General features: G+C 47.9%; 12 protein-coding genes and 1 other annotated feature. Of the genes, 11 read left to right on the top strand and 1 reads right to left on the bottom strand.

Annotated elements, in window-relative coordinates:
• Positions 1 to 23: 23 nt before the first annotated feature.
• The 8 genes from hemA (at position 24) to ysxE (ending at position 9,000) form a co-directional block, all read left to right on the top strand.
• Complete coding sequence (gene hemA / locus RBB45_RS00235) at positions 24 to 1,373, top strand: glutamyl-tRNA reductase (RefSeq protein WP_224951627.1); 1,350 nt, start codon at positions 24 to 26, stop codon at positions 1,371 to 1,373.
• Positions 1,374 to 1,388: 15 nt separating this feature from the next.
• Entirely contained in the window at positions 1,389 to 2,222 is an 834-nt protein-coding gene (locus tag RBB45_RS00240) for a cytochrome c biogenesis protein (protein WP_009796061.1), read from the top strand.
• 59 nt (positions 2,223 to 2,281) lie between these two features.
• Positions 2,282 to 3,217 carry a hydroxymethylbilane synthase gene (gene hemC, locus RBB45_RS00245; protein ID WP_009796062.1) on the top strand — a complete coding sequence of 312 codons (936 nt, stop codon included), beginning with the start codon at positions 2,282 to 2,284 and terminating at the stop codon, positions 3,215 to 3,217.
• Positions 3,214 to 3,993, top strand: a complete 780-nt coding sequence (locus RBB45_RS00250) for a uroporphyrinogen-III synthase (protein WP_009796063.1) — start codon at positions 3,214 to 3,216, stop codon at positions 3,991 to 3,993. Before hemC ends, RBB45_RS00250 begins: the two co-directional genes overlap by 4 nt.
• A 1-nt stretch (position 3,994) precedes the next feature.
• Positions 3,995 to 4,975, top strand: a complete 981-nt coding sequence (gene hemB / locus RBB45_RS00255) for a porphobilinogen synthase (RefSeq protein ID WP_009796064.1) — start codon at positions 3,995 to 3,997, stop codon at positions 4,973 to 4,975.
• 56 nt (positions 4,976 to 5,031) lie between these two features.
• Entirely contained in the window at positions 5,032 to 6,321 is a 1,290-nt protein-coding gene (hemL, locus tag RBB45_RS00260) for a glutamate-1-semialdehyde 2,1-aminomutase (protein ID WP_306009012.1), read from the top strand.
• A gap of 201 nt (positions 6,322 to 6,522) precedes the next feature.
• On the top strand, positions 6,523 to 7,812 hold the full coding sequence (spoVID, locus tag RBB45_RS00265; protein WP_224951625.1) for a stage VI sporulation protein D: 1,290 nt from the start codon (positions 6,523 to 6,525) through the stop codon (positions 7,810 to 7,812).
• Positions 7,813 to 7,929: 117 nt separating this feature from the next.
• Entirely contained in the window at positions 7,930 to 9,000 is a 1,071-nt protein-coding gene (ysxE, locus tag RBB45_RS00270; protein ID WP_009796067.1) for a spore coat protein YsxE, read from the top strand.
• A 6-nt stretch (positions 9,001 to 9,006) separates the two neighbouring features.
• Here the strand turns inward: ysxE and RBB45_RS00275 are convergent, their stop codons facing one another.
• The gene (locus RBB45_RS00275; RefSeq protein ID WP_009796068.1) at positions 9,007 to 9,198 is read right to left on the bottom strand and encodes a hypothetical protein; all 192 of its coding nucleotides are present in this window, start codon (positions 9,196 to 9,198) and stop codon (positions 9,007 to 9,009) included.
• Positions 9,199 to 9,362: 164 nt separating this feature from the next.
• Positions 9,363 to 9,600 (top strand) — a binding site (T-box leader).
• Between the two features lie 71 nt (positions 9,601 to 9,671).
• Here RBB45_RS00275 and RBB45_RS00280 point away from each other — a divergent pair.
• The 3 genes from RBB45_RS00280 to RBB45_RS00290 all read left to right on the top strand — a co-directional run bounded on the left by RBB45_RS00280 (position 9,672) and on the right by RBB45_RS00290 (position 15,549).
• On the top strand, positions 9,672 to 12,314 hold the full coding sequence (locus RBB45_RS00280; protein ID WP_224951623.1) for a valine--tRNA ligase: 2,643 nt from the start codon (positions 9,672 to 9,674) through the stop codon (positions 12,312 to 12,314).
• 78 nt (positions 12,315 to 12,392) lie between these two features.
• Positions 12,393 to 13,706 (top strand): bifunctional folylpolyglutamate synthase/dihydrofolate synthase, encoded by a 1,314-nt coding sequence (locus RBB45_RS00285; protein WP_224951620.1) that lies wholly within the window; start codon positions 12,393 to 12,395, stop codon positions 13,704 to 13,706.
• 127 nt (positions 13,707 to 13,833) lie between these two features.
• The gene (locus tag RBB45_RS00290) at positions 13,834 to 15,549 is read left to right on the top strand and encodes a sensor domain-containing diguanylate cyclase (protein ID WP_318246885.1); all 1,716 of its coding nucleotides are present in this window, start codon (positions 13,834 to 13,836) and stop codon (positions 15,547 to 15,549) included.
• Positions 15,550 to 15,597 lie beyond the last annotated feature (48 nt).

The following is a 15,597-nucleotide window of genomic DNA, read 5'->3' on the forward strand; positions in this document are numbered from 1 at the left end:
TTAGCTGGGGGTGCAAACACTTTATGCATATTATTGTAGCAGGTCTTAATTATAAAACTGCCCCTGTCGAAATCCGCGAGCGTTTGACATTCAATCCGGACTCTCTGGGGGATGCCATGATGGCATTGAACAGCAAAAAGAGCATCCTGGAAAATGTTATCCTTTCTACTTGCAACCGCACTGAAATATACGCAGTGGTCGATCAGCTTCATACCGGCCGCTATTATATAAAAGAATTTTTGTCTGAGTGGTTTGATATGGCCCATGAAGAATTCTCTCCGTATCTGTTTGTTTACGAACAGGACGGTGCTGTAGAGCATCTGTTTAAAGTTGCCTGCGGTTTGGACTCCATGGTTCTTGGCGAAACACAGATTCTTGGACAAGTGCGTACTAGCTTCCTGGCTTCACAGGAAAAGCAGGCGACAGGCACTGTATTTAATCAGCTTTTCAAGCAGGCTGTTACATTGGCCAAGAAGGCCCATTCTGAAACTGAAATTGGCGCAAATGCGGTTTCGGTCAGTTATGCTGCCGTCGAGCTGGCTAAAAAGATATTCGGATCTCTTGACCGGAAGCATGTCCTTGTCCTTGGAGCAGGGAAAATGGGAGAGCTGGCCATTCAGAACCTGCATGCCAATGGGGCAAGCAAGGTGACTGTCATCAACCGCACATTTGAAAAGGCCCAGGATCTGGCGAGCCGCTTCCACGGTGAAGCCAAGACCCTCCAGGAGCTGCAGTGCGCTTTAATGGAAGCTGATATCCTGATCAGCTCTACAGGTGCAAAGGAATTCGTCATTACGAAAGAGATGATGGTCCATGTAGAGAAGATGCGCAAAGGCAAACCGCTCTTTATGGTGGATATTGCCGTGCCACGCGATCTTGATCCTAAGCTTTCTGAGCTGGACAGCGTATTCCTTTATGATATTGACGATCTGGAAGGCATTGTAGAAGCCAATCTCCAGGAACGCAAAAAAGCGGCAGCAGCTATCATGATGCTGATTGAAGGCGAGATTGTGGAATTCAAGCAGTGGCTCAACCTCCTTGGGGTTGTTCCGGTCATTTCCGCCCTGCGTGAGAAAGCTTTGGCCATCCAGTCCGAAACCATGAACAGCATTGAAAGAAAACTGCCTCATCTCAGTGAGCGCGACAAAAAAGTGTTGAACAAACACACGAAGAGCATCATCAACCAGATGCTGAAAGACCCAATCCTGCAGGCCAAGGAAATGGCTGCACAGGCTGATGCCGATAAAGCGCTGGATTTATTTGTGAAAATCTTCAATATAGAAGACCTTGTTGCAGAACATGATGATGAAGTGAAGGCAGCAGAACCAATGCGGGCAGCAGTAAAGCCGGCCGTGCCTTCTTTTCAGTCATAAGCGGGGTTCTGGGCAATGTTTGACATCTATATGACAAGGCTGCATGAGTTAACAGTCGTTCTGTATGCTTTATGCGTGCTTTTATACTTCATCGACTTTCTTCACAATAACCGGAAGGCCAACAGGGTTGCCTTCTGGTTACTTGCATTTGTGTGGATTCTGCAGACTGTTTTTCTGTTTTTGTACATGAAAAATACAGGGCGTTTTCCGGTGCTGACTATATTTGAAGGGCTATATTTTTATGCCTGGGTGCTTATCACTCTTTCGCTCGGAATCAACCGCCTTCTGAGAGTGGATTTTATCGTCTTTTTCACTAATGTGCTCGGCTTTGTCATCATGGCCATCCACACTTTTGCACCCGTTCAGTACGAATCTGAAGTCATGGCCCAGCAACTCGTCTCGGAATTGCTCCTGATCCACATAACAGTCGCAATCCTTTCATATGGCGCCTTTTCACTGTCATTTGTCTTCTCTTTGCTGTATCTTATTCAGTATGACCTGCTAAAGAGGAAAAAATGGGGATCCAGGCTCCTGAGAATTGCAGATTTGTCAAAGCTTGAGCATATGTCATATGTATTAAATGTAATCGGTGTACCGATGCTGATTATAAGCCTGATCCTCGGGACGCAATGGGCTTATATCAAGGTACCAGATATGCATTGGTATGATGCGAAAGTCATTGGCTCATTCATCGTGCTTGGCGTATACAGCGTATACCTGTATGTGAGGGTGGCAAGGGGCTTTTCAGGCAAATCGCTGGCCCTGTGGAATCTCGCATCCTTTTTAATTGTACTTATCAACTTTTTCCTGTTTGGAAGGCTTTCATCCTTCCACTTCTGGAGCTCATAATAATGATTTATATCAGGGGGCTTGGCAAAAGCCTTGCCCCCTATACATAGGAGGCTGTCATGAGAAAAATTATAGTCGGTTCTAGGCGCAGCAAGCTTGCATTAACACAGACCAACTGGGTGATGGACCAGTTGAAGAAGATAGACGATTCTTTCGAGTTTGAAGTGAAAGAAATCGTGACAAAAGGAGATCAGATCCTTGATGTGACCTTATCCAAGGTTGGCGGAAAAGGCTTATTTGTAAAAGAAATCGAGCAGGCTATGCTTGATGAAGAAATCGACATGGCAGTCCACAGCATGAAGGATATGCCCGCTGTCCTGCCGGAAGGCCTTGTGATAGGCTCTATTCCTGAAAGGGAGGATCACCGTGATGCATTGATTTCAAAAGGGCATCAGACACTGGATCAGCTTAAGCCGGGAGCGGTTGTCGGCACAAGCAGCCTGCGAAGAGGCGCACAGCTGCTTGCAAAGCGCCCGGATCTTGAAATCAAATGGATCAGGGGCAATATTGATACGAGGCTCGCAAAGCTTGAAACAGAGGAGTATGATGCCATCATTCTCGCTGCAGCAGGTCTGTCAAGAATGGGATGGACAACTGATACTGTTTCGGAATTCCTTGAGCCGGAAGTCTGCCTGCCGGCCGTTGGCCAGGGGGCATTGTCCATTGAGTGCCGCGAGAGCGATAAGGAGCTGCTTGAGCTGCTGAGCAAGTTCACTTGCGGGACAACAAACCAGACAGTCCGTGCCGAGCGTGCATTCCTTCATAAAATGGAGGGCGGATGCCAGGTTCCTATTGCAGGATATGCTGTGCTGAATGAGAAGGATGAAATTGAGCTTACAGGTCTTGTGGCTTCACCGGACGGAAAAACGATTTATAAAGAAAAAGTGACTGGAGCTGATCCTGTAGAAGTGGGCCTGAGAACTGCGGAAAAGCTGATTGAAAAAGGCGCCAAAAAGCTTATTGATGATGTAAAAAAGGAGCTTGACGGAGAATGACCGGGGAGAGCCTTCCCCTTGCAGGCAAAAAAGTGCTTGTACCCAGGGGGAAGGATCAGGCCGGACCTTTTTCTGAGCTGATCCGCAGCTATGGCGGCATACCAGTGGAAATACCGCTGCTTGCTTTCAGGCCGGCAGAGGTAACAGAAGAAATCCTTCATGCTGTCAGGGAGCTTCCTACATACGATTGGGTCATTTTTACCAGCAAAAATGCCCTTGAAACTTTTATATCCTTTGCCGGCAGAAATGCCGTTTTTCCCAAGATTGCGGCCATTGGCACAAAAACAGAGAGGGCCGCAGAGGAGTCAGGGCTTGCTGTCAGCTTTACTCCGGAGGAATTTGCTGCAGAAGGATTTATTGATGAGTTCCTTCCCTTTGTCGAAAAAGGCATGAAGGTGCTGATCCCCAAAGGGAATAAAGCAAGAAGCTATATTGCAGACGAGCTTAAAAGGGCAGGGGCAGAGCCGCAGGAAATCATTATATATGAAACCGGATTTCCTGAAGATAGCGGAGAAAAGCTCGCAGTCATGCTGAAAAATGGATCGTTGGATGTGCTGGCCTTCACCAGCCCGTCGACTGTAGAGCATTTTATGGAGATTGTCCGCAAGACGGGTGCTGAAGCAGCTATCAAAGGCTGCCTTGTGGCCTGCATCGGCCCTGTTACTCAGAAAAGAGCGGAAGAACTGGGGCTTGGTGTCCATGTGGTCCCTGCCGGATATACGATTGAAGATTTGGCAAAAAGCATAGCAGCTGAATTGAATCAGAGGAGGAAATGAAATGGATATGCAGTTCAAAAGATACCGCCGTTTACGGCAGACAGCCAGTATGAGAGCGCTTGTAAGGGAAAATCATCTTCGTATTGAAGACTTGATTTATCCGATATTCGCCGCAGAAGGAGAAAATATTAAAAGGGAAATCCCTTCTATGCCTGGCCAGTATAACCTTTCCCTTGACCGCATTGAGGAAGAAATGGAAGAGGTTGTATCATTAGGGATCAAATCAGTCCTCTTATTCGGAATTCCGCTCGAAAAAGACGAATGCGGCCAGCAGGCTTATCACGATCACGGTATTGTCCAGGAGGCAACGAGACTGATCAAGTCCAAATTTCCTGAGGTGGTCATCATCGCCGATACCTGCCTGTGCGAATATACAAGCCATGGGCATTGCGGGCTGATAGAGGATGGAAAAGTCCTGAACGACGCGTCCCTTGAGCTCCTTGTCCAGACTGCAGTCAGCCAGGCGAAAGCAGGCGCTGATATCATCGCCCCTTCCAATATGATGGATGGATTTGTTGCAGCCATCAGGGCCGGACTGGATGAGGCAGGCTTCCAGGATGTGCCGGTCATGTCTTACGCAGTCAAATATTCTTCAGCATTCTACGGCCCATTCCGTGATGCAGCCGGCAGCACGCCTCAATTTGGCGACCGGAAAGCTTATCAGATGGACCCTGCCAACCGCATGGAGGCACTCAGGGAAGCAGAAGCTGATCTTGCAGAAGGTGCAGACTTCCTGATTGTAAAGCCTGGAATGCCTTATCTGGATATTGTAAGAGACGTGAAAAATGCAGTGAACCTGCCAATGGTCATCTATAATGTGAGCGGCGAATATTCAATGGTGAAAGCGGCAGCGCAAAATGGCTGGATTGACGAGAAAAACATTGTAATGGAGATGCTGACCGGGATGAAGCGTGCCGGTTCAGATTTAATCATCACCTACCATGCCAAAGATGCTGCAAGATGGATTAAAGAACAGCAGTAATGCCAGTAAAGCCATCCTATTCTTGAATGATTAAAAAGAAGAAAAGAGGGAAAAGCATGCGTTCTTATACTAAATCGGCCGAAGCCTATAATGAAGCGAAATCGCTGATGCCAGGCGGCGTCAACAGCCCGGTCCGTGCCTTTAAATCGGTCAATATGGATCCGATCTTCATGGAGCGGGGAAAAGGCTCGAAGATCTATGATATTGACGGCAATGAATATATCGATTATGTGCTTTCCTGGGGGCCGTTAATCCTTGGGCACACGAATGACAGGGTAGTGGAAGGGATCAAGAAAATCGCGGAACTTGGCACAAGCTTCGGCGCTCCGACCATTGCCGAAAATGAGCTGGCCAAGCTTGTGATTGAGCGGGTGCCGTCCATCGAGATCGTCAGGATGGTTTCTTCAGGTACAGAGGCGACAATGAGCGCCCTGCGCCTTGCCCGCGGATATACAGGGCGCAACAAAATCCTTAAATTTGAAGGCTGCTACCATGGCCATGGCGATTCCCTCCTGATCAAAGCAGGCTCAGGTGTTGCCACACTCGGCCTTCCCGACAGCCCGGGGGTGCCTGAAGGCGTTGCGAAGAACACAATTACTGTGCCTTACAATGATATGGAAAGTGTAAAATATGCTTTTGAGCAATTCGGCGAAGATATTGCCGGGGTCATCGTAGAACCTGTTGCCGGCAATATGGGGGTTGTCCCTCCTCTTCCAGGATTCCTTGAAGCATTAAGGGACATAACGAGTGAATATGGGACGCTCCTGATTTTTGACGAAGTCATGACAGGCTTCCGTGTCGGCTATCATTGCGCTCAAGGCTATTACGGCGTTACCCCTGACATTACCTGCCTCGGCAAAGTAATCGGCGGCGGCCTGCCTGTAGGCGCCTATGGCGGCAAAGCGGAAATCATGGAGAGAATCGCCCCGAGCGGCCCGATCTATCAGGCAGGAACACTTTCAGGCAATCCGCTGGCCATGACTGCCGGATACGAAACGCTGAGCCAGCTCACTCCTGAATCGTACAAAGAATTCGAACGGAAGGCTGACAAGCTGGAAGAGGGCCTTTATGCAGCAGCGAAGAAGCATGATATCCCGCTGACGGTCAACCGTGCAGGTTCAATGATCGGTTTCTTCTTTACAAACGAAGAAGTCATCAATTATGAAAAAGCGAAAACCTCCAACCTGGACTATTTTGCTTCTTATTACCGTGAAATGGCGAATGAAGGAGTCTTCCTGCCTCCATCGCAATTCGAGGGATTATTTTTATCAACCGCCCATACGGATGAAGATATTGAAAAAACATTGAACGCAGCCGAGCTTGCATTTTCCAAGCTGAAAGGCTGATGGAAGCAGGCCGGTTAACTCCGGCCTGTTTTTTGTGTGTGTCCTTATACACGAATCCCCCCTCATTGCCTCATTAATATTCACCCCCTACTCTCCTGCGCTCCATAACTTTTCACAATCTAATCATAATTACTATCAGCCGTTCATAGAGTGATAATGACATAGTGATTATACGTGAAAGAGCTGAAAGGAGGAGTCGCTTTGTCCCAGGAAGATCAATCATGCCTGCGCTTTTCTTTAGAAGAATCCGTCTGGTTCCAAAAAGGACAGGAAGTATCTGAGCTTGTTTCTATTTCGCTTGATCCGAATATAACCATCCAGGAACATGAACAATATGTATCGATTCAAGGATCGCTGAAACTGGCCGGGGAGTACCGGAAAAATGAAGAAGATGAACTGGAAGAATCTTTTGCCAGTCCAAAATTCATTCAATCCGTCGAAGAGAGGGAAGGGGGGATCTGTGAATTTTCTCACCATTTCCCTGTTGATATAACCATTCCGAATAATAGGATAGGAAGCGTCTATGATTTGGATGTCTATATTGATTCTTTTGACTATCAATTCCAGGAAAGAAGCTGCATGAGGCTGACAGCAGATCTGACCATCACCGGCCTCTACGGGGAACAGCAGCATCCTGCCGCGGAGTATGATGAGGAAGATGCAGCACAGGAACACGATGAAAGGCCGGAAGAAGAGGAAGCTGAGGCAGAAGCTCAGGAAGAGGAGCAGCAGCAGGATCATTTTGAGCCACTGCTTGCAGCAGAAGAGGAGACTGAAAAGGAGCTGGAGCCTTTATTCCGTTCGGCAGCGCCGGCAGAGTTAATAATAGAGGACAATGAAGAGGTGCAGCTCCCGGAATATGCCGGTTTCAAAGATTCTATTTATAAAGCCGGGGCAGGAGCGGAAGAGGAAGATGAAACAGAGAACGCAGAAGCTGCCGATCTGTTTGCCCCTTTTACTGCCGAAGCGAGAAAGCAGCCGGAGGAGGCTGAAAAAGAAGAAAAGCCGGCAGCGTTTTTTGACACCATCAAAGATCATGAGCTTCCGGTCCCGGAAGCAGCCTACCATGCTGAACCTGCAGAACAAGTGCCTGACCATAGCTTTGCAACGTTCAGGAGTGAAAAGGCAGCAGAAGATACTTATGCCGGTAACCAAAAGCCGGAAATGCAGCCGGCAGAAATATTGACCGGCTTCAAGGCCCAGCAGGAGGAAAGTGAATCTTCTTCTGACCAAGCTCCAAAAAAGAAGAAAGCAGCCAATAAGAAAAAAAGCAAGAGCTTGTCACTGGCTGAGTTTCTGGCCCGAAAGGAAGAAGAGCAGTCTGCCAGGATGAAAGTGTGCATCGTTCAGCATGGCGATACACTCGATATTATCGCAGAAAGATATGAGGTTCCTGTTCCGGCGCTGCTGAGAGTCAATCACCTGGAGCTGAACCAGGACGTTTATGAAGGCCAGGTGCTGTATGTCCCTGTGCATGCCTATCAGAAATAGCCTTCTGCAGGCAATAAGACATGTATGAAACAGGCTGGGCAGGTATGGAGGTACCTGTTCAACTGTTTCTTTTATTTCCGGAGGATCACTACGCCAATAAGAAAGTGGGATACGCGTATGGAAGGAAGCAACAGATTAGCAGCGGTTTCCCCGATTTTAAAGCACTATGCCGTCCAGCCCCACTTTGTGGAAGACTACGGCAGGACCAGGAAGATCTATTCCGATAAAGGCGTTTTTGCACTGAAAAAGCTGAAAGCAAAGCATGGGACCGATTTTATCAGGCAGGTTCAGTCCCTTTATCAGAAGGGCTACAACCGGATAGTGCCGATCTATCCGGCTGCGGACGGCCGCTACGCTGTTTTTCATGAGAGTGAACTGTATTATTTAATGCCATGGCTCGCCAATGAAGAAAAAGAAAACCGTTTTGAACGCCATCAGCAGATGTTCCGGGAACTGGCACGGCTGCACACACTGTCATTGAAGGAAGTCAATGTCACCAGCGAGGAGCGGCAGGAGCATTATGAAAAGACCCTGCTCGCCTGGGAGAAGGAGACAGAATTCTGCGAGGGATTTATTGATGAATGTGAAAGAAAGCAGTATATGGCGCCATTCGAGCTCCTTTTCTGCCTGTATTACCATGATATTACCCAGGCGCTGAAATTTTCGAAAGGCAAGCTGAAGGATTGGCATGAAAAAACGAAGGATGATGAAAAAGCGCGGACTGTCATCATCCATGGAAAAGTTTCAACAGAGCATTTTCTGTATGATGAAAGAGGCTACGGATATTTCAGCAACTTTGAAAAATCGCGCCAGGCTTCCCCGCTCCACGATCTCCTGCCGTTTCTGTCGCGCTCTTTAAGAAGTTACCCGAAGCGGAGCGATGAATCGGTTGAGTGGCTGTATACCTACTTTAAATATATGCCGTTCAAGCAGGATGAAATGCTCTTGTTCCAGAGCTATCTTGCCCACCCGGGCCCTGTCCTGAGAGAGGCGGAAAACTACCATAAGAACCGCGGTTCTGCAGATGAAAGAAAGCTCGTCCAGCAGTTTCAGCGCCAATTCTGGCTTCTGAAGAATACAGAGTACATCGTCATGAGGATCGACGAAATCGAAAGGCAGAAGCAGCAGGCACAGGAAGCGGCAAAAGCCCAGGCCGAACAGGAAGGAGCCCCGGACAATTCGTCCTGAGGGCTCCTAAATGAATTCAAGATGGAGTGCCAGAGCCAGCAAGATAAAGACTGAAAGCAAAAGAACATCGAAGGTCGTAGGAATGAGAATGGTCCGTATTCCCTGAAAGACACAGAAGGGAATTATGAATTGGGCACAAACACTTCTAAAGGTCCTCAGCCATGGAGGCAGGGTATAAGGATTGAATTTCCTTTTCATCTGTTTTCCCCCTAATCTCTTTTACACCATTCTATGTCCCTTCCCCAGGTTAAGTGCCTATTTTTTAGAATCGTACGGGCGGATGTATGATTTTAAAAAATATTGCCGATACTTATTGACTATAAACCGCGAAATTCGGTACTATATCATATATAAATATCATTAGAAAAGCATTGACAGGGAAGAGTACAGTGCAAGCTGCCTAAAGAGAGGAAAACCCCAAGCTGAAAGGTTTTCCAGGCAGAATCATTGGAAGGTCGCCCTTGAGCTTCTTTCGCGAACAGAACATGTTCACAGTAGCGAAAGACGGGAAAACCGTTATCAGATTAAGCGCCTGGCAGGATTGCATTACTTGCCCGGAAAAAAGGTGGTACCGCGAAATCAGCTCCATTCGTCCTTTTATTGACGGATGGAGTTTTTTATTTGTTCAGGTACCCACAACACTAACAGATACAAGGAAGGCAGGGAATACAATGGAGAATAATGAATTGGCGATGCCAACAAAGTATGATCCCCGGAATATTGAAAAGGGACGGTATGAATGGTGGATCGGGAACAAATTTTTTGAAGCGAAGGATGCTCAAAGCAAAGAGCCTTATACGATTGTCATCCCGCCGCCGAACGTAACAGGAAGGCTTCACCTCGGCCATGCCTGGGATACCACGCTTCAGGATATCCTTACCCGCATGAAGAGGATGCAGGGCTATGATGTATTATGGCTTCCGGGCATGGATCATGCCGGCATCGCAACACAGGCGAAAGTCGAGCAGAAGCTGAAAAGCGAAGGAAAATCCCGCTACGATCTCGGCCGCGAAGCATTTGTCCAGGAAACATGGAAATGGAAAGAAGAATATGCAGAGCATATCCGCCAGCAGTGGTCTAAGCTCGGCCTGGGACTTGATTACAGCCGCGAGCGCTTCACAATGGATGAGGGGCTTTCCAAGGCGGTTAATAAAGTTTTTGTCTCTCTTTATAAAAAAGGCCTGATTTACCGCGGCGAATATATCATCAACTGGGATCCAGCCACAAAAACTGCGCTCTCAGATATCGAAGTAATTCACCAGGATGTCCAGGGCGCCTTTTATCATATGAACTACCCGCTTGCAGACGGTTCAGGATCCATTGAGGTTGCCACAACCCGTCCGGAGACCATGCTTGGCGATACAGCCGTAGCGGTTCACCCTGAAGACGAACGCTATCAGCATCTGATAGGGAAAAATGTTGTCCTCCCGATTACCGGCCGTGAAATCCCGATTGTTGCCGATGATTATGTGGATAAGGAATTCGGATCTGGTGCGGTTAAAATCACTCCTGCACATGACCCGAACGATTTTGAAATCGGGAACCGCCACGATCTTCCGCGCATCCTTGTCATGAACGAGGACGGAACCATGAATGAAAATGCCGGCAAATACAACGGCCTTGACCGCTTTGAATGCCGCAAGCAGATCGTGAAGGACCTGCAGGACGCGGGTGTACTTTTCAAAATTGAAGAGCATATGCATTCTGTCGGCCATTCTGAGCGGAGCGGAGCTGTAGTTGAGCCATATCTGTCCACACAATGGTTTGTCAAGATGCAGCCGCTGGCAGACGAAGCGGTAGCGCTGCAGCAGAAAGAAGACAAAGTCAACTTCATCCCGGACCGCTTTGAAAACACATATCTCCGCTGGATGGAAAATATCCGCGACTGGTGCATCTCCAGGCAGCTCTGGTGGGGCCACCGCATCCCGGCCTGGTATCACAAGGAAACAGGCGAGGTGTATGTAGATTCCGAGCCTCCGGCTGATGCTGAGAATTGGACCCAGGATAATGATGTTCTTGATACCTGGTTCAGCTCCGCCCTATGGCCATTCTCTACAATGGGCTGGCCGGATGAAGAAAACCCTGATTTCAAGCGCTATTATCCGACAGCAAGCCTTGTAACAGGCTATGACATCATCTTCTTCTGGGTATCCAGGATGATTTTCCAAGGCCTTGAGTTTACAGGAGAGCGCCCATTCAAGGATGTACTCATCCACGGACTGGTAAGAGATGAGCAAGGCAGGAAAATGAGCAAATCACTCGGCAATGGTGTAGATCCGATGGATGTCATTGCCCAGTACGGTGCCGATTCACTCCGCTACTTCCTGTCGACTGGAAGCTCGCCTGGACAGGATTTGCGCTTCAGCATGGAAAAGGTAGAAGCAACTTGGAATTTTGCCAATAAAATTTGGAATGCCTCCCGTTTCGCCCTTATGAATATGGCTGGCCTGAAATTTGAAGACATCGATTTAACAGGAGAAAAGTCAGTAGCTGATAAATGGATCCTGACAAGGCTCAACGAAACGATTGAAACGGTAACAAGGCTTTCAGACCGCTATGAATTCGGTGAAGTCGGCCGTGTGCTTTATAACTTCATCTGGGACGATTTCTGCGACTGGTATATTGAAATGGCGAAGCTTCCGCTTTATGGGGAAGACGAAGCGGCAAAGAAAACGACCCGTTCGATTCTTGCATATGTACTGGATAATACCATGAGGCTTCTCCACCCGTTCATGCCTTTCATTACAGAAGAAATCTGGCAGAACCTTCCTCACAGCGGTGAATCAATCACGATCGCTGAGTGGCCGAAGGTGAAAGAAGAGTACACTGATAAAAAGGCAGCAGGCGATATGAAGCTGCTTGTTGAAATCATCCGTTCTGTCCGGAACAGCCGTGCAGAAGTGAATACACCATTGAGCAAGAAGATCAAGATGATTCTGAAGCCGAATGATGACGATGTTCTTGCTACTCTAACAGCCAATAAAGCTTATATTGAGCGCTTCTGCAATCCGGAAGAGCTTGAGATCAGCCCTGCTGCCGCAACACCTGATAAGGCAATGACAGCAGTCGTTTCCGGAGCTGAGATCATCCTTCCGCTGGAGGGACTCATCAACATCGATGAAGAAATTGCCCGGTTGAAAAAAGAGTGGGATAAGCTGAACAAAGAGGTTGAGCGTGTACAGAAGAAGCTCTCCAATGAAGGCTTTGTTAAAAAAGCGCCTGAAAAGGTCATTGAAGAAGAACGCGCCAAAGAAAAGGACTATACTGAAAAGAGAGCGATTGTAGAAGCTCGCTTAAATGAACTAAAAGGGTAAACCACCCATAACGGAAAAGGCGGATCCAGGAAGGATTCGTCTTTCCGTATGGTTTCCTATGTATGGAGGCAGATACTTATGTTTCAAACGTACGAAGAAGCAATATCCTGGATCCACTCCCGCCTTCGCCTCGGAATCAAGCCTGGGCTAAAGCGGATGGAATGGATGATGGAAAAATTGGGCCATCCCGAGAGAAAGCTCAAGAGTGTACATATCGGAGGAACGAATGGGAAGGGATCAACGGTTGCCTATTTGCGTTCCATCCTTGTGAGTGCCGGATTCAAGACTGGTACCTTCACCTCTCCTTATTTTGAACAATTCAATGAAAGAATCAGCCTGAATGGCCAGCCTGTGAAGGATGAAGAAATCCTCAGGCTTGTTAATGATATTTACCCGCTCAGCGAGGAGCTGGAAAAGACGGAGCTTGGGGCACCGACTGAGTTTGAAGTTATTACTGCAATGGCCTTCCGTTATTTTGCCGACGTAAATCCGGTTGATATCGCCCTGTTTGAAGTCGGCCTGGGAGGAAGGTTTGATTCGACCAATATCGTCCATCCGCTTCTGTCCATCATCACCAGCATCGGCCTCGACCACACGGCGATCCTTGGAGATACCTATGAACAAATAGCCTTTGAAAAAGCGGGGATCATCAAAAGCGGTGTCCCTGCCTTGACGGCTGTTTCACAAGAGGGAGCCCTTTCTGTTATTGAAAAAACAGCTAAAGAAAAGAACGCGAAGCTGTACCGGCTTGGCAGCGAAATCGGAATCAGTGATCATCAATCGTCTGACCACGGTGAAAGGTTTACCGTCAGCACGATTTTCCGGGAATATAAGAACCTTGAAATCAGCATGCTGGGATCTCATCAGACAAGGAATGCCGCGCTTGCAGCTGCGGCCGCAGGAATCCTGAACCAGTACTACTCCTTTATGATAGAAGAAAAAGATCTTAGGAAAGGTCTGTCCGAAGCCTATTGGCCAGGCAGGCTTGAACTCCTTTCTGACAATCCTGTCGTTCTCATGGACGGAGCCCATAATGAAGAAGGCATCATGGCTCTTGCAGATGAGCTGGGCAAAAGGTATGATGGCAAAAAAATAGCAGTTGTCTTCGCAGCATTGTCAGACAAGAAGCTGGACAAAATGATCAGAATCCTTGATGGAGCTGCCGATAGAATTACATTTACCCAATTTGATTTCCCCAGGGCGGCGGATGCTGAAATGCTTGCCGGCCTTAGTATATCCAGAAATAAAACGGCCTGTGTCAGCTGGGAAGAGGCCATCAGGACAGAATTGTCGAACCTGCAGTCTGCTGATGTTCTGGTGATTACAGGGTCGCTCTATTTCCTCTCTGCCGCAAAACCATTTCTGAATTCACTGATTGGAAAAAGGTGTTGATGCTTTGGCAGAGCAGCGCATTATTAGAGTGACAAATTTTTGGAAATTTGATACAATAATATTTATTTTGTGACTATTCTACTATATTGTAAATACTTGGGTATTTTGAGGCGGAAGGATGGGGATTATGGTTAAGCAGGGAGCGATAAAATACATATGGATCATCTGGGCGCTGACTGTGCCTGCCGGAGTCTGGCTAACCTATACCCTCTATCCTCCGCAGCCTGCAGCTTTGAACGTCGATGTCCTGGCATTTATGCTGCTTATGTTTTTTGTATCATCCATGCCGATCATCATCAATAACGTGCCCGTGTTTATGCTGCAGTGGGTGGCTTTTGCCGTTTTTTTGACTTTCGGCATCTTTATCGAAATGCTTCTTGTACAGGCTTCAGTCATCTTTCTCCTTCTGAAGCTCCGGCTTCCGAAAAGCCAGTCTTACAGGTTTCCGCTCAATTCATTTATGTTCTTTGTGGTTTCCTTCATAAGCGGGGTTTTTTATTATTCCCTTGGCGGAAAGCAGGGAGCCGACCTGATGGAGCACGGCCCTTCCTTATGGCTGTCCATCCTGTATCCGATTGTCTATTATGTTGTGAATCAGCTTGTCCTTTCCCTGATCCTTTTTTTCCTGCATAAGCAGAAAACGAATTTTTTCGGGAAGGATTTTATATGGGAGTCGCTTACATCGATCATGACGCTGCCGGTCGGATTCATGCTCTATATCCTCTATCGTGAAGTGGGGCTATTATCCATCCTGTTTGTAGGCGTACCCTTTGCCAGCCTGTCTATTATCCTGGGACTCTATAATTCCAGCGAAAAGGTGAACGATTATCTGCACAAAGCAGCCGAAATCGGCCATCAGCTTGCTGAGCGCCTCAACAGGAATGAAGTGATGGAGCTTTTTATCGAAAAGCTGATCGGCATGCTGCCGGTAGACTATGCTTATATCCTTGATGTGGTCGATGAGTCTGAGCTCAAGCTTCTTTATCAGGTGGAGGATGGAGAGCGGACCACACCGTCAGCACTCCCGCTGCGCAGAAATGAGGGCATCAGCGGGCTTGTATGGGCGACAGGGAAAGCTGCCCTTTTCAGTACGAAAAAAGAATGGAAGACAGCAGCCAAAGGCTATATGCCGAAGGAGGTCGAAAGCGTCCTCTGCGTTCCGATCGCCCGCTCAAGCAAAGTTGTCGGTGTCCTCCTTCTCGCGTCCCGAAAGAAAAGGGCCTATGAAAAATATCAGCTGATGATTGTGGACATCCTTTGTTCCCATTTCGCAGTCGCCATTGAAAACGCCAGGAACTATGAAAGAACAAAGGAAAACAGCGAACGCTGTGCATTGACGAAGCTGTATAATTACCGCTATTTAGACGTGCTTCTTGGAGAAGAGTTCATAAGGATGGAATCTGGAAAACGGAGCGTCCTTTCGCTCATCATCCTGGATATCGATCACTTTAAAAGCGTAAACGATACTTTTGGGCACCAGAGCGGGAATGAGATCCTGATCGAACTGGCAGAAAGGCTATCCTTGCTCACAGAGCCATACGGAACTGTAGCGCGATATGGCGGAGAGGAGTTTGTTGTCCTGCTTCCTGACGCGGAAAAGCAGGAGGCTCTCGAGCTTGCCGAAGTCATCCGCCTTGCCATCGCCACCCAGCCTTTTACCATCACCCAGCATATGGACGGCGACGGCTCCAGACTCTCAGTCAGCATCACTGCCTCTATTGGCGTTGCATCTGCACCAGTGGATGCAGATGATCCGCTCGCCCTTATCCGCCATGCCGACCGCGCTTTGTATGTAGGCGCGAAAAGGGCAGGGAGGAATCGGGTGGCGGAGTATGTGAAATAGGAAAATCCCCTGTTGGGGATTTTTTTATTTTGTTGTTTTCTGGCAGTT

This window comes from Bacillus sp. MMSF_3328 (genome assembly GCF_030733525.1).
In the GTDB taxonomy this organism is placed as follows: domain Bacteria; phylum Bacillota; class Bacilli; order Bacillales; family Cytobacillaceae; genus Bacillus_AB; species Bacillus_AB infantis.